Source organism: Paraburkholderia sp. BR10937 (genome assembly GCF_040965695.1).
Lineage (GTDB): Bacteria > Pseudomonadota > Gammaproteobacteria > Burkholderiales > Burkholderiaceae > Paraburkholderia.
In genome coordinates, this window is sequence record NZ_JBFRCL010000004.1 from 56,735 (window position 1) to 81,708 (window position 24,974).

The window sequence follows — 24,974 nt, forward strand, 5'->3', positions numbered from 1 at the left end:
TAACCACACCGCATCAATCACGACGACGGAGCCCTCAGCATGCCCGCATCACGCCATCGAACTGCACTGCCGGTCTACCTGGCAGTGCTTACCAGCGTTGCCGCGCTGACCGCCTGCGGAGGCGGCAATAGCGATCCCGCCACCACTGTTGCCATTCCCGCGCCGCCTGCCGACCCCGGCTTCGTGGACAACGCACCGATTCCCGACGTCCCCGCCTTCGTCGACAACATCGCGACCAACCAGCGCGGCGACGCGCGTTACGCCACGCTCGCAACCAATGCGGGCGTACGCGTGGTGGCGCGCTTCCTCGATCTCTGGCAGCCGCTCACGCTGCTCGTGGACGCGGGCGTTTCCGCGCCGGCCAACGGCACATTCCCCGCGGTCGTGCAGTCGACGTGGACGGGTGTCCCCACCGACGGCACGCCCAACGGCACGATCCTCAACAGCACGGTGCTGAACGCGAACATCCAGTACGTCGTGACCGCAACGACGCAGCGCACCCAGGCGCAGGCCGACGCGGCCTACTACGACGACCGGCGCGGCAAGGGCTACAGCGTGACCGACGGCATGGGGCCGCTCACCGCCGCCTGGCGCTCGGCTGCGCAGCAAATCACGAGCATCACGTCGATTCCCGCGGACGCGACCACGACGCTCTACAACGACTCGGGCAACAACACGGGCGTGGGCAGCACGAGCAACGCGACCTTCGGCAAGGTGGTCGACCTGCTCAACACGATGGGCAACAACGCTTCCACCGAGCCCGCCAAGCGCTTCTACAAGTACGCACGGCCGTTCCGCTGGAGCACGAGCGTCGTGGTCGATCCCACGCTCGTGCCGGCCATCAGCACGACGCCTTCGACGGACGGCGGCTTCATCAGCGGCCACGAAGCCGAAGCCATGCGCGACGCGATGACCATGGCGTACCTCGTGCCCGAGCGCTACCAGGAAATGGCGAGTCGCGGCCTCGAACTCGGCGAAAACCGCATTCTCGCGGGCATGCATTCGCCGCTCGACGTGATCGGCGGCCGCATGTTCGCGCTCGCCGCCACCGCCGCGAATCTCTACGACCCCGCGAACGCCACGCTCAAGAGCGCGGCCTATGCGCAGGCGCACAGCGCGCTCGAACAGGCCACCGGCACGAGCGCCACGACCTTCCCCGCCTTCGCGCATTCGTCCACGACCGCGACCGACCGCTTTGCCGACTATGCGACCAACAAGTCGGAATTCGCGCGCCGCATGACGTTTGGCTTCAGCCAGATCGAATCGACCGAAGCACCGCCCGTCGTGCCGAAGGGCGCCGAGGTGCTGCTCGAAACGCGCTTCCCGTACCTGAGCGCCAGCCAGCGCCGCGTCGTGCTGAAGACGACCGAAGTCGTCTCGGGCTATCCGGTCATGGACGACGCCGAAGGCTGGGGTCGTCTGAACATGTTTAGTGCTGCAGACGGTTATGGCGCGTTCAGCGGCAACGTGATCGTGGCCATGGACTCGACCCAGGGTGGCTTCAACGCCGCCGACACCTGGCGCAACGACATCGCCGGCTCGGGCAAGCTCACGCTGCAGGGCAGCGGCACGCTCACGCTCGCGGGCAACAACAGCTACACGGGCGGCTCGCAGGTGAGCGGCGGCGTGCTCGCGGCGGCGTCGACCACGGCCTTCGGCAACGGCGACGTGTACGTCGGGTCGGGCGGCGGCGTGGCCGTGGCGACGAGCGCGCCGTTGACGGTGGCGGGCAAGTACACGCAGCTCGACGGCACGACGCTCGAACTCGACATCGACGGCGACGGCGGCGGACGCCTGCGCGTGGGCGGACAGCTCACGGTGGCGGGCGGCACGCTGCATGTGAAGTTCGTGAACGGCTATGCGCCGAAAGCGGGCGATACGATCGACGTGATCGACGGCAGCGGCGCATCGGTGAAATTCGCGACGGTCACGGTGGATGGCTTCAAGGCCACGCCCGTTTATTCTTCGACCGGCGTTGCGGTGAAGCTCTCGGCTTCGTGATGTAGTCACTCAGCAAAGCGGCCCCGAATCGCGATGGTTCGGGGCCGTTTTGCGTGTGAATCAGAAGCGATGCCGGATGCCCGCTGCCACGAGCACCTGATTGCGGCCGCCCGACGGGTCGCAGGTGTTGATCATCGCAAACGCACCGGACGACGCGCGCTGATAGATCGCCTCGGTATACACGTCCGTGCGTTTCGACAGCTGATAGGCGGCCTGCAGCGCACCTTGATGCCAATGCGCGGTGGTCGCGCCCGTATAGGCATACATGCCCGCCAGCGAGAACGCGGGCGTCACCTGCCAAAGCGCATTCACTTCGTAGTTGCTGAAGGCGATCGACGGCAACGGTGCGTCGCCATCGGCCTCGCTCACACCGGTATGAATGGAACGTGACCAGGCCGCGCCGAGCGTCACGTCGCCGAGCGCGTAGCTCATGCCCGCGCCAATGGTGTCTTCGCGCTGCACCGCGACCTCGGTCGGCACGAGGCCCGCACCCGGCAGCACCGACGTATCGTACGCACCCACCGAAGAGGCGCCGCGTCCGTCGATGTGCATCCACGCTACACCGGCGCTGAACGGGCCGCCCTCGTAATGCGCGCCGAAGCCGTAGGCGCGGTTCTGCGCGAAGCGCCCCGCCGCGTTCGAAAACGCGTACATCGCGCCGGCGCTGAAACCACCGTATGTGGCGCTCGCGAACTTCACCGCATTCGAGGCGAGCCACGAATTGTTGGCGTTGTCGTTGTCGAACGGATGCGCGAATGCCGTGCCGCCCGCACCGCCCGTCAGCGTAAACGGGGCGAAGTAGTCGTGCATCGTGTCGTACTGGCGGCCGAGCGTAATCGTACCAAATCGTTCGGATTGCAGACCAACGTAGAACGGATGGTCGTTGAAGGCTTCGCCAGAGGTGACCGAGAAACCGCGCTCGAGGCGAAAGATCGCGGCGTTGCCGCCGCCGAGATCCTCGCTGCCCTGCAGGCCCCAAAAACTGCCGTCGATCAGGCCCGAGCCTGCGCGATACTGGCTGCGGCCCGCAACGTCGCTGACATAGTCAACGCTAGCGTCGATCTCACCGTACAACGTGACCTGCTGCGCCGAGGCGCCAGCGCCTGTGAATGCCAACGCCCCGCCGAGGGCGGCCAGAATGTGCTTGTTCATGAGTCTTCTTGTTTGTGCTTGTAAAGAATGCATGGACGAGCGCCGTCAGCCCTCGCTTGTTGCGGCGTGGCGCCCCGACGTCGTCGTTAATCCGTCAATTTCCAGCGTGCTTTTGAACAGCGAACGCCTGGTGGCCCGTGAGCGGTCTACGCCGCATCGGGGCCGGTGGTGGTGGCCGGATTGGCCCGCGTTTCCAGGGCAGGAGGGTGTGCATTGACGGCTCCTTGGGTTACGCGCCCTGGAATGAGTCGCGAAATAAACGTAGCGAGGTCTGACTTCTGGCTCGATTGACAGCCAGTCACAGTGGCGCGACCGCGCCGGATTCTCACCGGCTTCCCTGCTGCGTTTCGCTCGTGCAGCGCCTACGCGCGAAAAACAGCTGCAAGGATAGCGTAAGTTGCGGGAGCGGCCAAACCGGGTGTTTTCGCCACACGACACACGTCAAAGGTTGACGCGGCAAATGCGCGGCCATTACCCTTGCGCGCTGATGGTTCCCGGCGACGGGATCAAAAGGGAACGCAGTGCAAGACTGCGGCTGCCCCCGCAACTGTTAGCGGCGAGTCCATGCCAGAGCGTGCCACTGGGAAACCGGGAAGGCCGGCAACGGACGTCGACCTGCGAGCCAGGAGACCTGCCATCAGCCGAGTCCAGCAGCCGCAACGGGCGGGGATCCCCAATGCGCCAAAGCATCGCCCACGCGGCGATCGCCCGTTGCACGGACAGCCCGTTTTTCAGGAGCTGTTTCCAGCCACCGCATCATGAAGTTTCGCCAATTCGTATTGACTTCCGCCGCGCTCGCCTGTGCGTGGCAAATCGCGCATGCCGCGGACGCATCGCCGACCCAGGCACAGCAGCAAGCCGGCGACGGCACCACGCTGCCCAACATCCTCGTCGTGGGCGACGCGCAGCATCTGCCGCAATCGTTCGACCAGCGCTACGCGAGCACCCAGGTGCTCACGCGCGAGGACCTCGACCGCGTCTCCCCCGCCGACCCAAGCATCGCGCAGGCGCTCGCCACGCTGCCCGGCGTCACCGTCTCGCAGACCGGCGGGCCGGGGTCGTACACGGGCGTGAGCATCCGCGGGTCGTCGGCCGACCAGGTGGCCGTGTTCATCGACGGCATACGCATAGGCTCCGTCACCACGGGCACGGCCGAATGGGCCGATCTGGCGACCGCCTCGTTCGACCGCGTCGAGGTGATCTCGGGCCCCGCGGCCGCCTCGTTCGGCGCGGATGCCGTGGGCGGCGTCGTGCAGCTCTTCACGCGCCATGCGTCGAACCAGCCGAACCAGACCACCGTCTCGTTCGGCGGCGGCTCGAACAAGACCTTCGACACGCAGGTGCGCACCTCGGGCACGATCGGCTCGACCGGGCCGCTTTCCGCACTGAGCGGCCTCACCTACTCACTGGGCCTGCACGACTACAACACGGCGGGCATCGACGCGACCCAGCCCTGGGCCTACGGCCACGAAGACGGCCGCAACCCGTACCACGCGCAGAACCTCGACGCGCGCCTTGGCTACGCGCACGACAACTGGTCGATCTCGACCTTCGCGCTCTACCACCGCTCCGATCTCTCGTACGACAACGCGGGAGGCAACGACCGCCAGCGCGACAACCAGCTCACGACCGGCCTCGCGTTCCACCTCGACATCACGCCGACCACGCAGTTCGACCAGTCGGTGGGCTACGCGACGGACCGTCAGTTCCTCTATTCGAACGACCCGACGATCCCGACCGACGAGATCGACTCGACGCGCTTTTCCACCTCCACGTCGATCACGCATCAGGAAAGAGGCCACACGCTCTTCGGCATGCCGCTCGACGGCGAGACCAAGCTCGCCTACGACTACACGCGCGAGATGGCGTTCCTGCCCGTGGATGTGCCGGGCGGCCTGCCCGCGCGCAACGATTCTGCCGTGTCGATGCATCAGTCGACCACGCTCGGACCCGTCACGCTGTTTCTGGCGGGGCGGCACGAAATCGTGCAGGGGCAATCGGTGAATACGGGCAACGTCGCGCTGTCCTGGGCGATCACGCCGGTCTACACGGCGCGCGTTTCGTACGGCAACGCGTTCCGCCTGCCGACCTTCAACGACCTGTACTATCCGGGCTACTCGAACCCCAACCTGCTGCCCGAACGCAGCGACTCGGTCGAAGCCGCGCTCGATGCCACCACGTCGATCGGCACGTTCACGGCAGCCGTGTACGACACGCGGGTGCACGACCTCATCACGTACAACTCGCAGACCTTCCTGCCCGTGAACGTGGGCCGCGCGCACATTCAGGGGCTCGACCTCTCGTACAAGGGCACGCTCGGCACGTCCACGCCGGTGAGCCTCACGGTGGGGATCCTGAATCCGCAGGACGTGACCGACCAGACCTGGCTCAATCGCCGCCCGCGCCAGACGGCGAGCCTGAGCGTAGATCACACGTGGGACGAGTTCCAGCTCCACGCGCTCAGTACCGGCGTTTCGCTGCTGTATAACGGCTCGACGTTCGACGACCAGCTCAACACGATCTACCTGCCTTCGTGGACCACGGTGAGCCTGCGCGCGTCGTACAAGGTCAATGCGCATCTCGCGCTTTCGGCCACGCTGGCGAACGTGTTCAACCGGCAGTACGTGACCGCCTACGGCTACAACACGCTGGGGCGCACGGCGTTTGGCAAGGTCACCTATACGTTCTGAGCGTTGCGTGCGAGCGGGTGCGTTCAAGCGTTTCGCGCGCCCGCTCGCCTAGCCCTCGCGCTTCGGCCGCCGCACCGCGCGAATCTTCCCGCTGTTGCCGCCGCCGCAGAAGAACTGCTCGCCGCCATCGGACTCCAGCCCCGAAACGGCGGTGCCGGGCGGCATGTCGAGTTGTTCCAGCACTTCGCCCGTGCCCGGATCGATGCGCCGCAAGTCGCTCTCGTCGCCTTCCCAGGTGCCGTGCCACAGCTCGCCGTCCACCCACGTCACGCCCGTGACGTAGCGGCTCGATTCGAGCGTGCGCAAAATCGCGCCCGTCTGCGGATCGACCTGATGGATCTTGCGCTCGCGATACACCCCGACCCAGAGCGTGCCGTCCGCCCACGCGAGTCCCGAGTCGCCGCCGCCTCCAGGCGCGGGAATCGTGGCAAGCACGCGGCCCGTTTCAGGGTCGATCTTGTGGATGCGGTCCTCGGCGATCTGAAACAGATGCCGGCCGTCGAACGCCGTGCCCGCGTGCGCCGCGATGTCGATCGAGCGCCGCGTCTGGCCGCTCTGCGGATCGAGCGACGCGATGCGCTCGCCCACGGCGAACCACACGTGCTTGCCGTCATACGAGACCCCGCCCACCTTCTCGATGCCGGGAAAGGGGCCGTACTCGCGGACGATTTCGGCAGTCGTTCGTTTCATGGTTTCCTCCTTGAATGAAGGGACAGGGGTTCATCCTGGTCGCCTGGCAGCGGCGCGGGGAGTAACAAGGTCGTCGCGAATCCGGGGACGGGCGGCGTGGTCCAGCGGCGCGCGCGGCCGAAGCCGAACGACTGCACCTTGTCCGCCGCGGCGAGCGAATCGAGCGCACGCTGCACGGTGCGCTGGCTCGCGCCGAGCGCGAGCGCCAGCGCCGAACTCGACCACGATTCACCATCGGCGAGAAAAGCCAGCACGGCGGCGTGCTTTTCTTCCACCGGCCGCGCCAGCACCACCACTTCGCTCGCGTGGCGCGGCGCCAGCGCGAAGCCCTGCTGGGTCGCGCCGATCTCGGCCACGTCGCGCATCAGCGTGCGCAAGCGGCCGATTTCCACGCGCAGGCGGGCGCGGTGCGTTTCGTCGGCGTGCTTCGTGCGAAAGGCGCGGGCGATGAGCGCGTCGCGCGGCGCGTCGGCGGGCCACGCCTCGGCGAGCGCGCGAGCGAGCACGAACAGCACGGGCCGTCTTGCGAGTTCGATGACGGTCGGGCCCTCGCGCGCGACGTAGCGGCACGCGTCCACGACGAGCGCCTTCGAGGCGAGCAACGCCTCGACGTCTTCGAGCAGCAGCACCCGCTCTTCACCGCGCGCGATGAGGCGCGCCGCCGGCGAGGTCAACAGCAGCGCGGCGCTCTCGATCTCGGCGCTCAGCGCCGCGATGCCCGCCTCACGCGCGGCGCGCGCGGCCGCGGAGAGCGCGCGCCGCGCCGCCTGCGTCTGAATGCGCCGCATGGCAATGCCGGCGGCGATCAGCTCGTGCGCCGCGCGCAATGCGGGCGGCAGCGGCGCGGGATCGGCTTCGGCAAGCATGCCGCCGGCCTCGTCGAGCCGGCCGATGAGCAGCAAACGGCGTATTTCCAGGTAGCGTGCGTGCGCGGCATTGAGACGGTCGCCATGGGCCTCGAGCGTTTGCCGCGCCGCAGCGAGCGTATCGGTCGGCCAGCCGAGGTCGCGTGAGGCGAGCGCAATTTCGGCCTCGGCGACGACACAGCGCGCACGCGCCACGGCCTCGCGCGAGCCGAAGCCGCGCGCCGCGCTGCGCAGCAGCGCTTTGGCGCGCGCGAAGTCGCCGAGCTGCGCCATGGCGATGCCGCGCAGCGCGAGCGCGGGCGCGTCGTCGCGCAACGCGACCCGGTTCAGCGCGCCGAGCGGATCACCGGCCGCGAGCGCGCGCGCCGCCGCCGTGATCAACGAATCCATGGCCATGGGAATCCCGCCACACTTGTCACTCCCCCTCCTCCTCGGTCCGGACCTAATCTAACACGGCGATCAAACGAATCATCGATCGAACGGCATGGCGATGCGCACAGCGCGCCGCCACCATAGTGAATCCATAGGAGGACCGGGCAATGGCAACCCATACCACAGGAACGCGCGAAGACTGGCTTGCGGCGCGCATCGAACTGCTCGCCGCCGAGAAAGAACACACGCGCCGCGGCGACGCACTGGCGCAGCAACGCCAGGCGTTGCCGTGGGTGCGCGTCGACAAGACGTATCGCTTCGAAACCGAAGAGGGCGGCGCCACGCTCGCCGATCTCTTCAAGGGGCGCTCGCAACTGCTCGTTTATCACTTCATGTTCGGACCGGATTACGCGGCGGGCTGTCCGTCGTGCTCGTCGATTGCGGATGGTTTCGAAGGCATCGCCGTGCATCTCGCGAATCACGACGTGCGGCTCATGGCGGTCTCGCGCGCGCCGCTCGCGAAGCTGCTCAGCTACCGCAAGCGCATGGGATGGCATTTCCCGTGGGCCTCGTCGAGCGGCAACGACTTCAACTTCGATTTCAACGTGGCGTTCACCACGGCGCAGCAGCGCGCGGGCGACATCGAATACAACTACGCGCGCAGCGGCCACGCCATGGACATGAATCCGCCGCCCGCCCCCGTTGCCGAGTTCGCGGCAAGCTGCGGCACCGACGCGGCGACCTACACGCGCGACCGTCCGGGCCTGAGCGCGTTCGTGCTCGAGGACGGCGTGGTCTATCACACGTACTCGACCTATGCGCGCGGCCTCGATGGCGTGTGGGGCATGTACCAGTGGCTCGACCGCGCACCGAAGGGACGCAACGAGGCCGGCATCTGGTGGCACCGGCATGACGAGTACGCAGAGAGCTGAGGCGCATCATGGATAACGTCGGCATGACGGTACGGCTGCGCGGCGAGGCACCGCGCGCGATGTTCTTCGGCGTTGCGTCGCTGGTCTGCGCGGCGAGCGCGGCGGCGACGTTCATCTGGTGCGCTTCGATGCAGGCGATGGGCGGCATGCCAATGCCTGGCGGCTGGACGATGTCCGCGCTCTGGACACCCATGTGCGGACGCACCTGGTTCGACGCCGCCGTATCGTTTGCCGGCATGTGGAACGCGATGATGGTCGCGATGATGTTGCCTGCGGTCGCGCCGGCATTGTGGCGGTATTTCGAGGCTGCGGGCGAGGCACGCGGGGCGCGTGCCGGTGGGCTGACGGTGATGGCTGGCGCGGGTTATTTCTTTGTGTGGCTCGTGGTTGGGATGCTCGTGTTCGCGGCGGGGGTGCAACTCACCGCGCTAGCCGTCGAGGCGCCTGCGTTGGCGCATACCGCGCCAGCCCTGGCCGGCGTTGTCATCGTGATGGCGGGCGTGCTGCAGTTCTCCGCGTGGAAAGCGAGGTGGCTTGCGTGCTGCGGGAACCTGCCGTTGCGCGCGCATGCGCGGCTCGATGTGCAGGCCGCGCTGCGTCACGGCCTGCATCTCGGCCAGCATTGCCTGTACTGCTGCGGGAACCTGATGGCGGCGCTGATCGCGGCGGGCGTGATGGATCGGCCTGCGATGGCGCTGGTCGCGGCGGCGATTGCGGCAGAAAGGTGGGCGCCGGGCGGCGCAAGAGTCGCGCGCGGGATTGGCGTGGCCGCGATTGCGGCGGGCCTGGTGATGCTGGTGCGGGCGTTGGCTGAATAAAAAAATCGCCGTTTCGCACCCGCGAAACGGCGATAAAACGCTCCGACTCTAACGTCGAACTCACGCCTCCAGACTCGCGCCTGCACACGAGCCTGATCGACGCTCCGGATTGTTATCAGCAGTCCGGAGTAACAGCAAGAGGCCGACTGGATTCAACCTCCGTGCTGCTGGGCGAAGCCCGGCGCGACCGGGGGGACTCCCGGCCTCACCGCACTCCGCGCCTCTGGTGGCAGATCACATGCCGCCGAAAGACTTCTTGACCGTCAGCTTGTTGGTCACCGACGTCACGCCGGGAACGCCTTTCGCGATTTCCTCGACCCTGGCGATCTGCGCGGGGTCCGAAACGGTCCCGGTGAGCGCAATCGCGCCACCCTTGGCGCGCACGCTGATATTGCCCGCGTCGATCGACTTGTCCTTGCCGATCGCCGCATACACCTTGCGGCGCATGGCACGATTCGCCTGCCTGTCCGTGGGAACTGCCGCCCCAGGAGCAGCCGTTGTCGGCGCCGCCTGCGCCCCCGCAGCCGCGCTCGCGTCACCCTGCGCCCACGCACTCATGGAAGCCGCCGCGACGAGCGTCGCGATCGCCAATCCGGCTACCGTAGTTTTCTTCATGAATTGCTCCGTTCTTTCTTGAGTTTATGAGGATCAAAACGCGTGACGAATACCCACCATCGCCGCCGTCGTCGACTGGCCCGGCGCGACCGGCGCCCCGTAGATGATCGTCTGGTTCATGGTCCCCTTGTTGCTGACGTAGCCGACCTGGGCGTAGGCCTTGGTCGCCTTCGAGAGGTTGTATTCGGCGCCCACGGCGACTTCGCTCGAATGATTCGCCGAGTTGTTGCGGTCCTTCAAATAGTAGTAGCCCGAGGTGACCTTGAAGACCGGGCTGAACTGGTAACCCAGGCCGGCCGAGATCATTTCGAAGTTGTAGGTCGCTTTGGTGAACAGGCTGGACGAATTGGACGAACTGAACGAGCCGGATATCGAGAATCCGCTGATCGTGTACATCGCGCCGACGTAATAGAAGTTGTTGTTGTTGCGGCCCGTCGCCGGCGCGGCCGGCGTCGTCGGGTAGGTGCCCGCGTACGGGTTGGTGTCGTGCCCGCTGTAGTAAACGCCGGCCAGGTTCAGGCCGTAGTTCGAGTACTTGAGCACGGCCGACTCGCGCGTGCCGCCCTGGAACTGCCCCGGCACGCCGCCCGGCGCGTACTCCAGCGCGAGCGAAGCCCCATAGAATTTCGGCGAGTTATAGACGATCGCGTTGCTGTCATAGAGCGCGCCGATCGGCGCGTTGGTGCTCGTGCCCGGCCAGCCGGCGGCCTGATTGAGGCCCAGCCACGCGGTGAGAATACTGCCGAAGTACTGCGCGCCGCGAACGTCCGTGTCCGCCATCGCGTAGATCATCGGGATGATCTGCCGGCCCGCGTCGATCGAACCGAACCAGCCCGATCCACCGATGGTCGTGATCTGGTTGAACAGCGCCGTCACGCCCGGCGTGTCGGACAGGCCCGGCTTGCCGTTATTCGACGTGAACGACCCTTGCAGCTTGAAGTTGATCTTGTAGCCACCGCCAATGTCCTCGGTCCCCTTCAAACCCCAGATGCTCGAAAAGATGCCGCCGTCCTTGAGCTGCCAGACGCTCCCCAGGTTCTTGGCGGTCCCCGAAAAGTTTGCGGCCGAGGTGCTCTGGTAAAGCACACCGGTGTCCACCACGCCATAAAGCGTGACCGACGATTGCGCATGCGCCGCGCTGGCGAACAGGATCAGCGCTGCCACGCTGCCAAACTTCAATTTCATTGCCTCTCTCCGTGTGTGTGGCTGCCAGGTGGACCCGGCGCCTTTTGTTGTTGCCTGATGGGTATGACCTGAAGGGTATTGCCTGAATGAAACGCTGTGACCTGGGACCTTAACCAGCTTGCAAATAGTGGCCGCCGTATTGATCGCGCAACTGGTTCTTGAGCACCTTGCCCGTCGCGCCGATCGGAACGCAATCGATGAACAGCACGGCGTCTGGCTTCCACCATTTCGCCACGCGGCCGTCGAAGAACGAGAGCAGGTCGTCGGCTTCGAGTGCGCTGCCCGGCTTCTTCACGATCAGCAAGAGCGGCCGCTCGTCCCACTTCGGGTGACGCGCCGCAATGCACACCGCCGTCGCGACTTCGGGGTGCAGGCTCGCGACGTTCTCGATGTCGGCGGAGCTGATCCACTCTCCGCCCGACTTGATGACGTCCTTGCTGCGATCGACGATCTGCATGAAACCATCGGCATCGATTTTCGCCACGTCGCCGGTCGGGAACCAGCCGTCCTGCAGCGGTGACGCGTAGTCGCCGCCGAAGTATTCGCTCGCGACCCAGTGGCCGCGCACCTGCAGGTCGCCGGCGGCATTGCCGTCCCAGGGCAGTTCCTCGCCCGCGGCATCGACGATCTTCATGTCGATGCCGAACACCGAGCGCCCCTGCTTCGCCTGCAGCGCATAGCGGGCGTCTTCGGCCAGTTCGGTCTGATGCGCCTTGAAGCTGCAAACCGTGCCGACCGGGCTCAGTTCGGTCATGCCCCATGCATGCAGGACATCGACGTAATGGCATTTCTGGAATGCCTGGGTCATTGCGGTCGGGCACGGCGCGCCGCCGATGATCGTCCGGCGCATGGAGGAAAACGAACCTGCCGCCGACTCGACGTGCGAAAGCAGCCCTTGCCAGACCGTCGGCACGCCAGCCGATACCGTGACCTGCTCTTCCTCGATCAGTTGATACAGCGACTTGCCGTCGAGCGCCGGGCCCGGAAACACGAGCTTCGCGCCGGTCATGCAGGCGATGTACGGCAGGCCCCACGCATTCACATGGAACATCGGCACCACCGGCAGGATCGTGTCGCGCGCCGAGCAGTTCAACGCATCGGGCAGCGCCGCCGCGAAGGTGTGCAGCAGCGTCGAGCGGTGGCTATAGAGCACGCCTTTCGGGTTGCCGGTCGTGCCCGACGTATAGCAGAGCGACGAGGCGCTGTTTTCATCGAGCAGCGGCCATTCGAAATCGTCCTTGTGATTGCCGATCAGGTCCTCATAGCAGAGCAGTCTCGATCCAAGACCATGGTTGCGCGGCATATTCGCGCGATCGGTCATGGCAATGAAGAACTTCGGCGTCGTCACGCGTGACGCGACACTTTCGATGAGCGGGAGAAACGTGAGATCGAAGAAAATCACGCGGTCCTGCGCATGCTCGATGATGTACACGAGCTGGTCGGCATGCAGGCGCGGATTCAGTGTATGGAGCACGGCACCCGATCCCGATACCGCGAAGTACAGCTCCATGTGACGGTAGCCATTCCACGCCAGCGTCGCCACGCGCTCGCCCGGCGCAATGACGAGGCTCGACAGCGCATTCGCCATGCGGCGCGCGCGCTGCGCGAGATCCTGATAGCGGTAGCGGTGAATATCGCCTTCCACGCGGCGCGAGACGATTTCCCGCGCGCCGTGATGGCGTTCTGCGTGCTTGAGCAGCGAAGCAACCAGGAGCGGTTGCTCCATCATCAGACCTTGCATGGTTTGCTATCCTAAGTGACTTGGTACGTATGCGGTTCTTGAGTGCGATGCCGCGCGGCTATGCCTGGCTCGAAGCCGGCGTTTCCATCACGCTCACCAGCAGCTTTCCTTCCGCGGTACGCACAGCAAATGTCGTGAGCTTCAGCCCACCCGCGCCCGGCATACAGCCGCTGCGCACGTCGAAGCGCAGTCCATGCGCCGGGCAGCGCACCACGCATCCTTCGAGCGGGCCGCTCGCGAGCGAAGCGCCGTTGTGAGGGCACGAATTGTCGATCGCGTGCAGCTGTCCTTCGATATTGAACAGGACGATGCTGCGGCCATCGACGAAAACCAGCTTGCGCTCGCCCGGCGCAAGTTCGTCGGCCGTGCCGACCGGTACTTCACGTGTCATTCCCGTTCCCCTCGGCTTCCTTTAGCTCGCCTCAGTGCGCGACCGCCAGCGCCATCGCGCCGGCCATCGCCACCGGCGAATGCACGCCCGAGAGCGAATAACCCGTGTTGAACACGAAATACGGCACGCCGTTCACCTGCGGTTCGGCATAGGGCACGCGCTGACCGGTCGGGTCCGCGAGGCGTTTCGACGCGGCGATGTGCGTCGCCAGGCTCTCGCGCTCGAGGCCGCATTCGATACCCAGGCGTTCGAGCACCGCGTAATCGCCGATGTTCTGGCCTTCCATGAAATAGGCCTCGAGCACGCGGTCGATCAGCGCCGCACTCTGTTCGCGCGTGCCGCGGCTAACGGCAAACGTGACGAGGTCGTGCGCGGCCGCGGTGTTCGGCATCAGCTCGATGCGCTCGAATGCGAACTCGACACCCGCGTCGCGTCCCGCGCGCTGCACCTGCGCACGCCGCGCCGCGACCGCTTCGGCGCTGCCCAGGCGGTCGCGATAGAACGCCTGATACGGCAGGCCTTCGAGCGGCGTCCACGGCAGCAGCTGGTGCGAACGCCACTGCACACGCACGCGCACGTCGGGCCGCGAATTCGCGAAACGCGCGAGCGCTTCGTCCAGATTGCGCTTGCCGATCAGGCACCACGGGCAGATGAAGTCGAAGAACGCTTCGATCGTCAGCACGGCCGGCTCGCCCGCGTCGCGACTCGCCTGTGCCGCCCACTTTTGATCAGACAAGTTCATGAATCAACATCTCCGCCATCGGCCATTCGCCGAAACCCGCTGCGGGATTCAGGTGGCCGACTTCGCCCAGGTCGACGAGGCTGCTGCCCCAGTCTTTCGCCATGGCCTCCACGCGCTCGAAGCGCGCGAGCGGATCGTTGCGGCTCGCGCCCACCATGCTCGGGAACGGCAGTGGCGTGCGCGGAATCGGGTTCCAGCCGTTCTCGGCCAGTGCATCGAATGCCGGATAACCCGGCGGCAGCGGCGTTTCGAGGTCGGCCGGCGCGGCGAGCAGCGCGCCGTGAATCTTGCGGCTGTGCTGCTGCGCCCAATGCACGGTGATCATCACGCCCGCGCTGTGCGCCACGAGAATGACGGGACCGTCGATCTTCGCGAGCGCCGCGTCGAGCGCGGCTACGCGCGCCGCGCAGCTGAGCTTGTCGTGCTCGAGCGGCGGCACCGAAGCCGCGTTGGGCAGCTTCTGCTGCAGCAGCGTTTGCCAGTGCTCCGCCACGTGGTCGCGCAACCCCGGGACCATCAGGATGGTCGGTGTGGTCTTCAGCGTCATTTGTAAAGATCTCCTGCGCGCTTCAGTACGGCTTGTCGCCGACGATGCCGGCGCGTTCCATCTTGCGGTGGCACGGCGGGTAGTCCATCACCGCATAGTGCTGGGTGCTGCGGTTGTCCCAGATCGCGATGCTGTTCGGCTTCCAGCGCCAGCGTACCTGGTACTCCGGAATATAGGCCTGGCTCACGAGATAGCGCAGCAGGTCGCCCGCACCCGGATTGGCGTCCTGCCCGAAACGCACGCGCTCGGGCGTGTGATAGTTCGTGAAGTGCGTCGTGAATGCGCTCACGAACAGCACTTTCTCGCCGGTCTCCGGATGCGTGCGCACCACCGGGTGCTCTGCGTCGGGAAACTGCGCCTTCAAGCCATGGCGTTTCTCGATCGGCATGGCCGCGCCGAAGCTCGCCTCGATGCTGTGGCGCGCATACAGGCCGGCAATCTGCGCCTTCACGTGTTCCGGCAGCTTCTCGTAGGCGAGCACCATGTTCGCCCACATGGTGTCGCCGCCCACGGGCGGGCACTCCACGCAGCGCAGCACCGCGCCGAACTGCGGCGCCTCGCGCCAGGTAGCGTCCGCGTGCCACGCGTTTTCGTAGCGGTCGTTGGGCTGCTCCGGGTTCTTGTAGATGCGCACGAGGCCCGGATGGTCAGGGTCGCTGCCCGCCACCGGATGATCCTCCAGCTCGCCGAAACGGCGAGCGAACGCCACGTGTTCGGTGCGCGTGATGTTCTGGTCGCGCAGGAACAGGACGCGGTGCTTGAGCAGCGCCGCGCGAATCTCGGCAAAGAGCCCGTCGTCGTGAACGGCATCGGCGAGATTCACGCCGGTCAGTTCCGCGCCGATGGCATAGGTCAGTTGTTCGACTTTCATGCTGCGCTCCTCAGATGACGAAGACCGACGACCCTGTCGTCTTGCGTGCTTCGAGGTCGCGATGCGCCTGCACCGCGTCTTCCAGCGCGTAACGCTGGTTCAGTTCGATCTTGATGCGGCCCGCCGCAACGTGCCCGAACAGCTCGCCGGCCAGCTCGTTCTTCTCCGCGGGGTCGGCGATATAGTCCGCCAGCGCCGGCCGCGTGAGATAGAGCGAGCCCTTCATCGCGAGGATCTGCGGATTGAACGGCGGAATCGGACCCGAAGCCGTGCCGACGCAAACCATCAGGCCGCGGCGCTTGAGCGAGTCGAGCGACGCCTCGAAGGTATCCTTGCCCACGCTGTCGAACACCACGTTCACGCCCACGCCGCTGGTCAGTTCGCGCACACGCTTCGCGACATCTTCACGGCCGTAGTACACGATGTGATCGCAGCCATGCGCGCGCGCCACTTCGCCCTTCGCCTCGTTCGACACCGTGCCGATCACCGTGAGGCCCAGCAGCTTCGCCCACTGCGAGACGATCAGACCGACACCGCCTGCTGCGGCATGCAGCAGGATCGTGTCGCCTGCCTTGAAGTCGTGAATGCGGCGCATGAGATACGACGAGGTGAGGCCTCGCATGGTCATGCCAGCCGCCGTTTCGCACGCGATCGCGTCGGGCAGCTTGATGAGCGGGGCCGCCGGAATCAGGCGTTCGGTGCTGTACGCGCCGAGCGTGTTGATGAAGCCGGTGTAAGTCACGCGGTCGCCCACCGCCACGTTGCTCACTTCGGAACCCACGGCCTCGACCACGCCCGCGGCTTCCACGCCCATGCCGGCAGGCAGCGGCACGGGGTACAGGCCGGAGCGGAAGTAGGTATCCGCGAAATTCAGGCCGACTGCCTCATGGCGCAGACGGACCTGTCCGGGGCCGGGATCGCCCACTTCGACGCTCTCGTAGCGCAAGACTTCGGGACCGCCGGTTTCGTGGAAGCGCACTGCTTTCGCCATGTTCAATCTCCTATCCTTTACTCGAACGCATTGACTCGAACTCAGTCAAGCTGACTCAAACTACTTGTTCAATTTCATCGTTGTGCGTGGCCACCGGCTTCTTCGCGCAGTGTGTTCACACGATCCAGATCGACAGCGTAGTTGCGCTTGCCGATCAGGAAAACAGCTGCTGCCACGAGCGGCGCAAACGGTACGAGCTGCAGCGCGCCAAGCAGGCCGATATGGTCGGCGGCGATGCCCGTGAGCACCGCGGCAGGCGCGAGGCCGAGCAGGTTGTTCGCCAGCGTGAGCGTGGCGAACGCCGAGGCGTGGATCGAAGGCGGCGTGAGGTTCGCCACCATCGCGCCCGAAGGGCCCGCTGCGCCAGCGCAGAAGAACATGGCCGCGCCGATCAGAACCAGCTGTGCCGGGCCCGCCGGAATGCGCAAGCCGACCGCGAGCAGCGCGAAGCAGATCAGGCAGTACGTAATGGCAATGCTCCATTTGCGCGCGCCGTTTTCCTTGCTGAAGCGGTCCGCGAGATTGCCGCACACCACCATGCCAACGCCCGTCACCAGCACGAACAGTGCGGCGGTCGCGGCCGCTTTGCCGGTCGCCATGCCGTAGTAGCGGTTCAAAAAGCTCGGCAGCCAGCTCCACACGGCCGCCGGCACGAGCAGATGCACGCCGCTGCCCACATACGCGCACACCACGGAGCGCGTGGAAAACAGGCCCTTGAGCAGCGCGCGCAGGCTCATGCGCATCCCGAGGCCATTCGCCTCGCGGCTCACGCTTGCCGGCTGCAGCGCGGCAATGCGCTTCTCCGTGACGACGATGCGATAAATCACGACGAGCACGATCCCCATGGCTGCCATCGCGCCAAACGCCGCGCGCCAGCCATGCTGCGCAGCCACCGCGCCGCCCAGCGCCATGCCCAGCACCGAGCCGAAGGCGCCGCCCGCCATGAATGCGCCCGTAATCGTGGAGCGCAGCCGCACTGGAAAAATACTCAGGACAACGGCAATCCCCACGCTGCCATAAGCCGCTTCGCCGATGCCGACGAAGGCGCGTGCAAGCAGCATTTCGCCGTAGTTCGTCGAAAGCGCGCAGCCAAGCGTGGCGATGCTCCACAGCGCCGCCATCAGGACGATGCTCTTCACGCGGCCCCAGCGGTCGGCGAGCACCGACAACGGAAACGTGAGCACACCCACCATCAGCGCGACCACGCTGCTCAGCGAGCCGAGCTGCGTATCCGAAAGATTCCATGTGGTCTTGAGCAGCGGGAACACTGCATTCAGGACCTGCCGCGACATGTAGTCCGAAAGCAGCAGCCCGACCGTCAAGGCGAACACTACCCACGCATATACGCGTACGTTCGTCTCGGTCTTCGTCAATTCGCCCGCGGTGGGCTCGGCATGCGTGAGCATGGGTTGTCTCCGTGGTAGCCCGCTCTTCGTCGGGTTCCGTTGTTCTCTCAGGTCTGCCGGCGGCCACAAGGCAAGCGTCACATACCCGTTTCGAGGCCCGTGCTCGCACATCTGCTCGCCGGGCCTCACTGCGATTACGCCGCGCGCAGCGGCAGGTTCTTCACGCCGGCCACGCGGTTCGGCGCCATGCCGTTCGCCGCAAGCGTTTCTTCGACCGTTTCATACTGCACGCCAATCTTGTAGATCTCGCGCGCTTCCTTGCCCGTGGCAATTTCGCGGCCCAGTTCGCGCGCCACGCGCACGCACTGCTCGATCTGCTGCACGGACGTGAAGCGGTTGCCGTGCTGGTCGATGATCGTATCTTCAATGCCGCAGCGCGGGTGCAGGCCCATGGACATCGCCATCATGTTGAACGGCAGCACGTTCTTGAGCAGCGATTCTGCCGTGATCGTGCAGCCATCGGGCGCGCGATGCACGAAGTTGAAGAAGTTGAACGGGTTCGGGCCGTCAAAGCCGCCGCCAATACCGATCCACGTGAGGTTCAGAGGGCCCTTGTACACGCCCTTGCGCACGAGGCGGTCGAGCGTTTCGAGCGCGTGGATGCCCGTGAGCTGGAAGTGCGGCTGGATGCCCGAGGCCTGCAGGCGGCGCAGATGCTCCTCGACCCATGCCGGGCCAGCGGGGACCGTCATTTCGCTATACGCGGCCATGAACGCCGGGTTGGAGAGCGAGGTGCCCGCCAGGTATTCCGGGTAGAGCAGCTCCATGATGTTCATCTGCGTGGTGTTGATCGCCACGGTCACCTGGTCCGGCTTCGGCTCGAGGTCGGCCAGCATGTGGCGCGTGTCGTCCGAGAGCCACTTCGCGGCTTCGCCTTCGTCTTCCGGCGCGAACGAGATCGAGCCGCCCACCTGGATGATCATGTCCGGCACCGCGGCGCGCACGCCTGCGATCAGCTCGTTGAACTTCGAGAGGCGCTTGGAGCCCTTGCCATCGAGTTCGCGCACATGCAGGTGCAGCACCGTTGCGCCCGCGTTGTAGCAGTCGACGGCCTTCTGGATCTGTTCTTCCATCGTCACCGGAATGTCTTCCGGGAAGTCTTCGGGCATCCACTCCGGGCCATACGGCGCGGTGGTAATCACAACCTTGTCCTGGTTCTCAGGGTGCAGCGAATCGTCGAGGAATTGCATCGTGTTCTCCAATATGGGGGACGGTATTTCAACGTTTGGCAACGTGGCCAGGAGCCTGAAATAACGCTCGGAACTTGGCTGATCCGTTGAGATGCACGATACGGCAAACCTGCGCTACACTTTTCTGATCGCGCGCCATCGTTTTAGCTTTACGCGCCACCAGGCGTTAACACCGATATAAGCGCAAGCCCATGTTCGGCGGGCTGAAAAGGCGCGACGAGGCCGCAGCAAAGAGGAGACACGACAATGGAAACGACGCTGAGCTCGGTCTCGCTGAGCGGTTATTTCGACGTGGCAAAGCGGGTGGGGCTGAACCCGGTCGAGCTTGCCCACGAGGCGGGCGTGGACGCCGCGGCGCTTGCAACCCCCGACCAACGCATCCCCGCCGCCGCGGCGTGCCGGTTGCTGGAGCGTTCGGCAGAAAAGGCCGTGTGCCCGACCTTCGCGCTGCAAATGGCCGAGACCCGCCACAAGTTCGGCACCGGCGTGGTCAACATTCTGCTCGCGCACAAGCGCACGCTGCGCGAGGTGCTGCTCGCCACCGCCGAATACCGGCATCTGCTCAACGAAGCGCTCGCGATCTATGTCGAAGACACGGGCGCAACCGTCACGATCCGCGAGGAACTGGTCGTCGATCCGGGCACCCCCACATACCAGGCCATCGAACTCGCAGTGGGCGTGCTCGCGCGTCACTCCAGCGCGCTGCTGGGCGACCACTGGAAACCGCGCGCGGTGCACTTCGTTCACCAGGCGCCGCCCAGCCTCACGTTTCACCGACGCTTTTTCGGCTGTCCGCTGGAATTCGGCAGCGACTTCAACGGCATCGTGTGCGCGGCCGCCGACCTCGACTACCCGAATCCCGCCGCCGACCCGGAACTGGTGCGCTATGCGGAGAGCCTCGCCGAATCGCTCAACGTAGCGGGGGTCGATTCCACGGCGCTCGAAGTGCGCAAGGCGATCTACCTGCTGCTGCCGCTCGAGCAGGCCACCGTCGAAGGGGTAGCCGCGCATCTGCGGCTGAGCGTGCGCACGATGCAGCGCCAGCTCGGCGTCGCCGATACGAGCTTCACGCGGCTCGTGGAGGAAGTGCGGGGCGAACTTGCCGTGCGCTACATGAGCAACCCGCGCTATCCCATCGGACGTGTGTCCGACCTGCTCGGCTACGCCCAGCAGGGCTCGTTCACGAACTGGTTCAGCGCGCGCTTCGGCATGACGCCGCGCGACTGGCGCAATAGCCATTTGAAGTGACGGGACGACGCCGCGCGTGCGCTGCGCCCCGGTCCCCTGGTCCCTCAGCCCGTATGCGGAAGCGGGTGCAGCTCAGTCGCGTCGGCTTCGAACGTGGTCATGAGCCGCACCAGATCGGCAAGCGAGTTCGCCTTCATCTTCTCCATGACGCGCGCCCGGTGAATCTTGATCGTTTTTTCCGCCGCGCCCAGCTCGTCGGCCACGAGCTTGTTCGGCCGGCCCGTCACCACGAGCGCCATGACCTCGCGCTCGCGCGGCGTGAGCTTTTCCACCCGGCGCTGGATCTCCGCGCGCTGCTCGCGTTGTTCGAACAGATGGCAGGCGAGTTCGAGCGCGCGCGACGTGGCTTCGAACAGCACCTGCGCGTCGATCGGCTTCGTCAGGAAATCCGACGCGCCCGCCTTCATCGCCCGCACCGCCGTATTCATGTCGCCGTGGCCCGAAACGAAGACGATCGGCACCCTGCCCTCGAGCTGCTGCTGCAATTCAATGCCGCTCAAGTCGGGCAACTGGAGATCGAGCAGCAGGCAGGCAGGCGCGCTCGCCAGGTCCGCGCCGTGCAGGAAGGCGCTGGCGCTGCCGTAGGCCTCCACCGTGTAGCCGCCGGATCGCAGCAAGCGGCAGAGTGCGTTGCGAACGTGCTCGTCGTCGTCCACGACGAACACGATGGAAGCTGGCGAATTCATGGTGAAAAACGCGTAGTCGTCTGCACGCACGCGCCCTCCGCGGGAAGTTCGATATGGAACGTCAGGCCGCTATCGACGTTGCGCTCGGCCCAGAGTTGGCCGCCGTGCGCCATCACGATGGTGCGGCTGATGGAGAGGCCTAGACCCAGCCCTTGCGGCTTGGACGTCATGAACGGCTTGAACAGCGTGACGAGCCGGTCGGCGTCGACACCCGGCCCATGATCGCGGATGGCGAGGCGCACCTTGCCGCGATCCTCGCTCGCCGTGACGACGATGCACACGCTGCGGTCTTCCGCGCGGCAGTCGTGCACCGCATCGAGCGCATTCAGCAGCAGATTGACGAGCACCTGCTGCAATTGAACCGCATCGCCATGCACTTGCGGCAGGCCGTCGTCGATGCGCGCGCCCACCGCCGCGCCACATGTCTCCGTCTCGCGGCGCAGCAGGCGCACCACGTCGCGCACGAGGCTGCCGACATCGACCGGGCACAACTCGGGCGGCTCGCAGCGCTCGGACTGGCGCATCTTGCGGATGATCGCGTGCGCCCGCGTGCTGTCGGATACGACCTCGCCAAGCAGTTCCCGCAGGTCGCTCATGGCCGGCGGGCTCTGGGCGAGAAACCGCTGCGCCGCCTGCGCGTTGCTGAGAATGGCGGTGAGCGGCTGGTCGACTTCGTGCGCCAGCGCGGCGGCCATGTCGCCCACTTCGGACGCCCGTTCCCGACGCAGCCGGCGTGGCTCGCTGCTGGACTCCGCGAGCGTCGTGTCGTGACTTTCCGGTTCGATGACGACCACCATGCGGGCCGTGGGTCCGGCCGCGAGCGACGCCGAAGCGCTCACATGCACGTCGATTTCGGCGCCGTTCTTCGAGCGCGCGATGGCCACGCGCGTCACGCTATGCGGCAGTCCGTCCGCGGACTTCAGTGCGGCGAACGATACGGGGCGCGCGTCTCTACGCCAGGCGACGAGCACGTTTTCGATGCGCATGCCGGTCAACTCGCCCAGGGCGTAGCCGAGCACGCGGGTGGCCATGCCATTGGCCCATGCGACGCTGCCCGCTTCGTCGATCACGAGCGCCGCCGCGGGCACGACTTCGAGAACGCTGTGCAGGCTTTGCGCAATGGCCTGCGTGGCCTGCGCCGTTGCGTGGCCGGTGTTGCGAGCGGCCAAAGCCTTGCCGTTCGGAAGAGTGCGTGGCTTCATCCTGTCGAGCCACGCCAGCAGGCTCGCCGCTGCGTGCTCGGCTCTCGATCTGTTCAGTTTTAGTTTTTCGTTCCCCATGTCTGCCCTGATCACGGTGTCCTCCGGCTACGCTGCCCTGCTGCGGCAGCCTGCGAAACGTTTCAAACGCTTCAGCGCCCAGGCGGGGCGGATTTGACGAGCACCAGAATTCCGGCCATTCGCGGGGCAGGCTGCGCCCCAATACTGACTACCGCCTACTTTTGATTTTCGAAGAACGCTCCGGCAGTTGCGGAGACTGAGTCAGTCATTGAAGAAAAGAACGGATGGGATCATGATTGCGGAACCGCGTCACTGTACGCTTTCACCGCGCGTTTATTATATGAAAGAAATTGCCGACGATTCGTTCCGTGCGCAATTGTTTTCGATAACTTTTTCTGCATACAACGCCTTCCAGGCGCTCCAGGCCTTGAATGCGCTTTCACCGGCCTATATACACTGACTATTAGCCTGAAATATTTGCGAACGTTTTATTTGATTTCGGTAAATGGCTCGCGCAATCACTTCTATTCAATACGAGTAGTGATCATGCCGTTTGTCGCTTGAATTATCTATTCTGTTTTTTATGAAATAGCCGCAGCCATTATTTCGATCTGGAAATGAATGCGCTAAATGGCCGTGCAGGATCCGTGACGGCTCGTTGGGTGCCGTTGGCGATCAAGGCGCCGAAGCCGGGGCGGCTGCACTCGCCGCATGATGCTGCGTCGAATTTTGCTGACCGTGCTGCTGGGACTGGTTCGAACGGGCCTTGTGCTCCGCTTTGCGCTGCACGTCCCGCATCTGCTTCGTACCCATCGTTCCCGCTTGCGCAAATACTTCAGACATGAAGGCGGGCGCGCACAGCAGGAGCGCCATCGCACACAGCGCAAAACGCATCTTCATTTTGGATCTCCAGGTAGCGGCGCTGCCAGCCTCGACGAGCGAATAGCATCATTGCCCCGCCATTGCGGTGTCAATAGGACTCTGGTCCGATTGCCAGCACAGAGCGGCTTACCGGACTATACCCGTGGGGCTCTCCGCCTCGCCAGACTCGAACAAGAATGCGCGCACGCGCTCGCCCCTTCACGTTGTCGCTATCCGTCCCGCAGTCCGGTTGAGCAAACGAATGGAAGGATCGGCCATGACCTTATGGATCAAACAACGCACGTACACGCTCTGCCTGCTCGTGCTCGCGTTGCTCCTGGCAGGCGCTCAGGCGGTGCGTGCGCAAGACGCGCCGCAGCCCGCCCCCTATAAACCCGAGGAGCTCGAGGCGCTGGTCGCGCCCATTGCGCTCTATCCCGATTCGGTGCTGGCGCAAGTCCTGATGGCATCGACCTATCCGCTCGAGATCGTGCACGCGGCGCGCTGGGTCAAGGAGCACCCGAAGCTGAAGGGCGACGAAGCCGTGAAGGCCGTTCAGGACCAGCCGTGGGACACGAGCGTGAAGTCGCTCGTTGCGTTCCCGCAGGCGCTCGAGCCCATGAACGACAAGCTCGACTGGACCCAGAAGCTCGGTGACGCCTTCCTCGCCCAGGAAAAGGATGTGCTCGCCGCGGTGCAGCGCCTGCGTGCACGCGCACAGGACTCGGGCAACCTGAAGAGCAACGAGCAGCAGAAGGTCGTGGTCGAACAGCCGCCCGCGCAAGGCGGCCAGACCATCGTGAAGATCGAGCCTGCCAACCCCGAGGTGATCTACGTGCCCGCGTACAACCCCACGGTCGTGTACGGCGCGTGGAGCTACCCGGCCTACCCGCCGTACGCCTGGCCACCGTACCCCGCCTACTATCCCGGCGGCGCGCTGATGACCGGCTTCGCGTGGGGCGTCGGGCTCGCCGCCGCCGGCGCGATCTTCGGCAACTGCAACTGGGGCGGCGGCGACGTCAACATCAACGTGGACAAGGCGCGCAACGTCAATCGCAACTTCGACAGCACGAAGGTTCAGGGAGGCAAGTGGCAGCACGATTCGAGCCACCGCCAGGGCGTGGCCTACCGTGACAATGCCACGCGCGAGAAATTCGGCAACAACGTGGCGGGCGCCGACGGCCGCCGCGACTATCGCGGCCGCAACGGCCAGAACGGCGCCAGCGTGGCCGATCGCGGCAACCGCACGGGCGGCGGTGCAGGCGGCCAGGGTCTGGGCAATGGCGACCGCGGGAATCAGGGCAATCTCGGCAATCGCGGGGGCGCGGGCAATAACGCGAGTGTGGGCAATCGCGCGAACTTCGCCGACAACGGAGCGGGTGGCAATCGTGGGAATCCTGGCAATAACGGCGCCGGAGGTAACCGCGGGAATCTCGGCGATAACGCAGCGGGCGGTAATCGCGGGAACATCGGTAATAACGGTGCCGGAGGCAATCGCGGCGGCATGGCTAACAATGCCGGCGTGAGCAATCGCGTGAGTACCGGGGCAGGCGGCGGGTATGGCGGCGGCGGGGGCGGGAGCTACGGCGGCGGGGGCGGCCGCGATGGCGCCTTCCAGGGTGTAGGCAGCGGCGGCGCCACCCAGCGCGACGCGAGCCGCGGCCGCTCCAGCATGCAGTCTTCGGGGTTCAATCGTCCGAGCGGCGGCGGCGGGATGCGCGGCGGTGGCGGCGGTCGTGGCGGCGGCAGACGCTAGGGA

At 65.6% G+C, this 24,974-nt stretch carries 23 protein-coding genes and 2 riboswitches; of the genes, 7 read left to right on the forward strand and 16 right to left on the reverse strand.

Annotated elements, in window-relative coordinates; translation table 11 throughout:
• Positions 1-39: 39 nt before the first annotated feature.
• On the forward strand, positions 40-2,001 hold the full coding sequence (locus AB4Y44_RS04865) for a phosphatase PAP2 family protein (RefSeq protein ID WP_342919844.1): 1,962 nt from the start codon (positions 40-42) through the stop codon (positions 1,999-2,001).
• Positions 2,002-2,061: 60 nt separating this feature from the next.
• Here AB4Y44_RS04865 and AB4Y44_RS04870 read toward each other — a convergent pair whose 3' ends face one another.
• A complete protein-coding gene (locus AB4Y44_RS04870; RefSeq protein WP_368698855.1) occupies positions 2,062-3,153 on the reverse strand; it encodes a porin in 1,092 nt (363 codons plus the stop codon).
• A gap of 246 nt (positions 3,154-3,399) precedes the next feature.
• Positions 3,400-3,534, reverse strand: a riboswitch (cobalamin riboswitch).
• A 90-nt stretch (positions 3,535-3,624) separates the two neighbouring features.
• A riboswitch (cobalamin riboswitch) is annotated at positions 3,625-3,807 on the forward strand.
• Between the two features lie 104 nt (positions 3,808-3,911).
• Here AB4Y44_RS04870 and AB4Y44_RS04875 point away from each other — a divergent pair.
• On the forward strand, positions 3,912-5,843 hold the full coding sequence (locus AB4Y44_RS04875) for a TonB-dependent receptor (protein ID WP_368698856.1): 1,932 nt from the start codon (positions 3,912-3,914) through the stop codon (positions 5,841-5,843).
• A gap of 48 nt (positions 5,844-5,891) precedes the next feature.
• Here the strand turns inward: AB4Y44_RS04875 and AB4Y44_RS04880 are convergent, their stop codons facing one another.
• Both AB4Y44_RS04880 and AB4Y44_RS04885 read right to left on the reverse strand, forming a co-directional pair.
• On the reverse strand, positions 5,892-6,533 hold the full coding sequence (locus AB4Y44_RS04880) for a glutamine cyclotransferase (protein WP_368698857.1): 642 nt from the start codon (positions 6,531-6,533) through the stop codon (positions 5,892-5,894).
• Positions 6,530-7,789, reverse strand: a complete 1,260-nt coding sequence (locus AB4Y44_RS04885) for a helix-turn-helix domain-containing protein (protein WP_368698858.1) — start codon at positions 7,787-7,789, stop codon at positions 6,530-6,532. Before AB4Y44_RS04885 ends, AB4Y44_RS04880 begins: the two co-directional genes overlap by 4 nt.
• 149 nt (positions 7,790-7,938) lie before the next feature.
• Between AB4Y44_RS04885 and AB4Y44_RS04890 the strand changes: the two genes are divergently transcribed.
• Entirely contained in the window at positions 7,939-8,703 is a 765-nt protein-coding gene (locus tag AB4Y44_RS04890) for a DUF899 domain-containing protein (RefSeq protein ID WP_342919839.1), read from the forward strand.
• Between the two features lie 8 nt (positions 8,704-8,711).
• Positions 8,712-9,521, forward strand: coding sequence for a DUF2182 domain-containing protein (locus AB4Y44_RS04895; protein ID WP_368698859.1), 810 nt, complete (start codon positions 8,712-8,714; stop codon positions 9,519-9,521).
• Between the two features lie 234 nt (positions 9,522-9,755).
• Here the strand turns inward: AB4Y44_RS04895 and AB4Y44_RS04900 are convergent, their stop codons facing one another.
• From AB4Y44_RS04900 to AB4Y44_RS04945, 10 genes are all read right to left on the reverse strand, one after another.
• Positions 9,756-10,136 (reverse strand): BON domain-containing protein, encoded by a 381-nt coding sequence (locus tag AB4Y44_RS04900; protein WP_342919837.1) that lies wholly within the window; start codon positions 10,134-10,136, stop codon positions 9,756-9,758.
• Between the two features lie 33 nt (positions 10,137-10,169).
• Positions 10,170-11,321, reverse strand: a complete 1,152-nt coding sequence (locus tag AB4Y44_RS04905; protein ID WP_342919836.1) for a porin — start codon at positions 11,319-11,321, stop codon at positions 10,170-10,172.
• A 109-nt stretch (positions 11,322-11,430) separates the two neighbouring features.
• Positions 11,431-13,062, reverse strand: a complete 1,632-nt coding sequence (locus tag AB4Y44_RS04910) for a 3-(methylthio)propionyl-CoA ligase (RefSeq protein ID WP_368698860.1) — start codon at positions 13,060-13,062, stop codon at positions 11,431-11,433.
• Positions 13,063-13,120: 58 nt separating this feature from the next.
• Positions 13,121-13,453: a Rieske 2Fe-2S domain-containing protein gene (locus AB4Y44_RS04915; RefSeq protein ID WP_342919834.1), complete on the reverse strand. Its 333-nt coding sequence runs from the start codon at positions 13,451-13,453 to the stop codon at positions 13,121-13,123.
• A 31-nt stretch (positions 13,454-13,484) separates the two neighbouring features.
• Entirely contained in the window at positions 13,485-14,195 is a 711-nt protein-coding gene (locus tag AB4Y44_RS04920) for a DsbA family oxidoreductase (protein WP_342919833.1), read from the reverse strand.
• The gene (locus AB4Y44_RS04925) at positions 14,182-14,742 is read right to left on the reverse strand and encodes an alpha/beta hydrolase (protein WP_342919832.1); all 561 of its coding nucleotides are present in this window, start codon (positions 14,740-14,742) and stop codon (positions 14,182-14,184) included. Before AB4Y44_RS04925 ends, AB4Y44_RS04920 begins: the two co-directional genes overlap by 14 nt.
• A gap of 22 nt (positions 14,743-14,764) precedes the next feature.
• On the reverse strand, positions 14,765-15,613 hold the full coding sequence (locus tag AB4Y44_RS04930) for a TauD/TfdA family dioxygenase (RefSeq protein ID WP_342919831.1): 849 nt from the start codon (positions 15,611-15,613) through the stop codon (positions 14,765-14,767).
• Positions 15,614-15,623: 10 nt separating this feature from the next.
• The gene (locus AB4Y44_RS04935; RefSeq protein ID WP_342919830.1) at positions 15,624-16,604 is read right to left on the reverse strand and encodes a quinone oxidoreductase; all 981 of its coding nucleotides are present in this window, start codon (positions 16,602-16,604) and stop codon (positions 15,624-15,626) included.
• A 74-nt stretch (positions 16,605-16,678) separates the two neighbouring features.
• Positions 16,679-18,010, reverse strand: a complete 1,332-nt coding sequence (locus AB4Y44_RS04940) for an MFS transporter (protein ID WP_342919829.1) — start codon at positions 18,008-18,010, stop codon at positions 16,679-16,681.
• Positions 18,011-18,144: 134 nt separating this feature from the next.
• Positions 18,145-19,200 (reverse strand): 3-keto-5-aminohexanoate cleavage protein, encoded by a 1,056-nt coding sequence (locus AB4Y44_RS04945; RefSeq protein ID WP_342919828.1) that lies wholly within the window; start codon positions 19,198-19,200, stop codon positions 18,145-18,147.
• A 246-nt stretch (positions 19,201-19,446) separates the two neighbouring features.
• On the opposite strand from AB4Y44_RS04945, the gene AB4Y44_RS04950 reads away from it, so the two are divergent.
• Positions 19,447-20,448, forward strand: coding sequence for an AraC family transcriptional regulator (locus AB4Y44_RS04950; RefSeq protein WP_342919827.1), 1,002 nt, complete (start codon positions 19,447-19,449; stop codon positions 20,446-20,448).
• A 44-nt stretch (positions 20,449-20,492) separates the two neighbouring features.
• Here AB4Y44_RS04950 and AB4Y44_RS04955 read toward each other — a convergent pair whose 3' ends face one another.
• Together AB4Y44_RS04955 and AB4Y44_RS04960 are read right to left on the reverse strand one after the other, a co-directional pair.
• Positions 20,493-21,134, reverse strand: a complete 642-nt coding sequence (locus tag AB4Y44_RS04955; RefSeq protein ID WP_342919826.1) for a response regulator — start codon at positions 21,132-21,134, stop codon at positions 20,493-20,495.
• Positions 21,131-22,336, reverse strand: a complete 1,206-nt coding sequence (locus AB4Y44_RS04960) for a nitrogen regulation protein NR(II) (protein WP_368698861.1) — start codon at positions 22,334-22,336, stop codon at positions 21,131-21,133. Before AB4Y44_RS04960 ends, AB4Y44_RS04955 begins: the two co-directional genes overlap by 4 nt.
• Positions 22,337-22,646: 310 nt before the next feature.
• Here AB4Y44_RS04960 and AB4Y44_RS04965 point away from each other — a divergent pair, with 310 nt between their 5' ends.
• Entirely contained in the window at positions 22,647-22,814 is a 168-nt protein-coding gene (locus AB4Y44_RS04965) for a hypothetical protein (RefSeq protein ID WP_342919824.1), read from the forward strand.
• Between the two features lie 215 nt (positions 22,815-23,029).
• On the opposite strand, the gene AB4Y44_RS04970 is transcribed toward AB4Y44_RS04965, so the two are convergent.
• Positions 23,030-23,254: a hypothetical protein gene (locus tag AB4Y44_RS04970; protein ID WP_342919823.1), complete on the reverse strand. Its 225-nt coding sequence runs from the start codon at positions 23,252-23,254 to the stop codon at positions 23,030-23,032.
• A 238-nt stretch (positions 23,255-23,492) separates the two neighbouring features.
• On the opposite strand from AB4Y44_RS04970, the gene AB4Y44_RS04975 reads away from it, so the two are divergent.
• Entirely contained in the window at positions 23,493-24,971 is a 1,479-nt protein-coding gene (locus tag AB4Y44_RS04975; RefSeq protein WP_368698862.1) for a DUF3300 domain-containing protein, read from the forward strand.
• Positions 24,972-24,974: the final 3 nt, after the last annotated feature.

What these genes read in the sequence shown, in the direction of transcription:
- AB4Y44_RS04865 (WP_342919844.1), top strand. Translation starts at nt 40, where the DNA reads ATGCCCGCATCACGCCATCGAACTGCACTGCCGGTCTACCTGGCAGTG.
- AB4Y44_RS04870 (WP_368698855.1), bottom strand. Translation starts at nt 3,153, where the DNA reads ATGAACAAGCACATTCTGGCCGCCCTCGGCGGGGCGTTGGCATTCACA.
- AB4Y44_RS04875 (WP_368698856.1), top strand. Translation starts at nt 3,912, where the DNA reads ATGAAGTTTCGCCAATTCGTATTGACTTCCGCCGCGCTCGCCTGTGCG.
- AB4Y44_RS04880 (WP_368698857.1), bottom strand. Translation starts at nt 6,533, where the DNA reads ATGAAACGAACGACTGCCGAAATCGTCCGCGAGTACGGCCCCTTTCCC.
- AB4Y44_RS04885 (WP_368698858.1), bottom strand. Translation starts at nt 7,789, where the DNA reads ATGGATTCGTTGATCACGGCGGCGGCGCGCGCGCTCGCGGCCGGTGAT.
- AB4Y44_RS04890 (WP_342919839.1), top strand. Translation starts at nt 7,939, where the DNA reads ATGGCAACCCATACCACAGGAACGCGCGAAGACTGGCTTGCGGCGCGC.
- AB4Y44_RS04895 (WP_368698859.1), top strand. Translation starts at nt 8,712, where the DNA reads ATGGATAACGTCGGCATGACGGTACGGCTGCGCGGCGAGGCACCGCGC.
- AB4Y44_RS04900 (WP_342919837.1), bottom strand. Translation starts at nt 10,136, where the DNA reads ATGAAGAAAACTACGGTAGCCGGATTGGCGATCGCGACGCTCGTCGCG.
- AB4Y44_RS04905 (WP_342919836.1), bottom strand. Translation starts at nt 11,321, where the DNA reads ATGAAATTGAAGTTTGGCAGCGTGGCAGCGCTGATCCTGTTCGCCAGC.
- AB4Y44_RS04910 (WP_368698860.1), bottom strand. Translation starts at nt 13,062, where the DNA reads ATGCAAGGTCTGATGATGGAGCAACCGCTCCTGGTTGCTTCGCTGCTC.
- AB4Y44_RS04915 (WP_342919834.1), bottom strand. Translation starts at nt 13,453, where the DNA reads ATGACACGTGAAGTACCGGTCGGCACGGCCGACGAACTTGCGCCGGGC.
- AB4Y44_RS04920 (WP_342919833.1), bottom strand. Translation starts at nt 14,195, where the DNA reads ATGAACTTGTCTGATCAAAAGTGGGCGGCACAGGCGAGTCGCGACGCG.
- AB4Y44_RS04925 (WP_342919832.1), bottom strand. Translation starts at nt 14,742, where the DNA reads ATGACGCTGAAGACCACACCGACCATCCTGATGGTCCCGGGGTTGCGC.
- AB4Y44_RS04930 (WP_342919831.1), bottom strand. Translation starts at nt 15,613, where the DNA reads ATGAAAGTCGAACAACTGACCTATGCCATCGGCGCGGAACTGACCGGC.
- AB4Y44_RS04935 (WP_342919830.1), bottom strand. Translation starts at nt 16,604, where the DNA reads ATGGCGAAAGCAGTGCGCTTCCACGAAACCGGCGGTCCCGAAGTCTTG.
- AB4Y44_RS04940 (WP_342919829.1), bottom strand. Translation starts at nt 18,010, where the DNA reads ATGCTCACGCATGCCGAGCCCACCGCGGGCGAATTGACGAAGACCGAG.
- AB4Y44_RS04945 (WP_342919828.1), bottom strand. Translation starts at nt 19,200, where the DNA reads ATGCAATTCCTCGACGATTCGCTGCACCCTGAGAACCAGGACAAGGTT.
- AB4Y44_RS04950 (WP_342919827.1), top strand. Translation starts at nt 19,447, where the DNA reads ATGGAAACGACGCTGAGCTCGGTCTCGCTGAGCGGTTATTTCGACGTG.
- AB4Y44_RS04955 (WP_342919826.1), bottom strand. Translation starts at nt 21,134, where the DNA reads ATGAATTCGCCAGCTTCCATCGTGTTCGTCGTGGACGACGACGAGCAC.
- AB4Y44_RS04960 (WP_368698861.1), bottom strand. Translation starts at nt 22,336, where the DNA reads ATGAAGCCACGCACTCTTCCGAACGGCAAGGCTTTGGCCGCTCGCAAC.
- AB4Y44_RS04965 (WP_342919824.1), top strand. Translation starts at nt 22,647, where the DNA reads ATGATTGCGGAACCGCGTCACTGTACGCTTTCACCGCGCGTTTATTAT.
- AB4Y44_RS04970 (WP_342919823.1), bottom strand. Translation starts at nt 23,254, where the DNA reads ATGAAGATGCGTTTTGCGCTGTGTGCGATGGCGCTCCTGCTGTGCGCG.
- AB4Y44_RS04975 (WP_368698862.1), top strand. Translation starts at nt 23,493, where the DNA reads ATGACCTTATGGATCAAACAACGCACGTACACGCTCTGCCTGCTCGTG.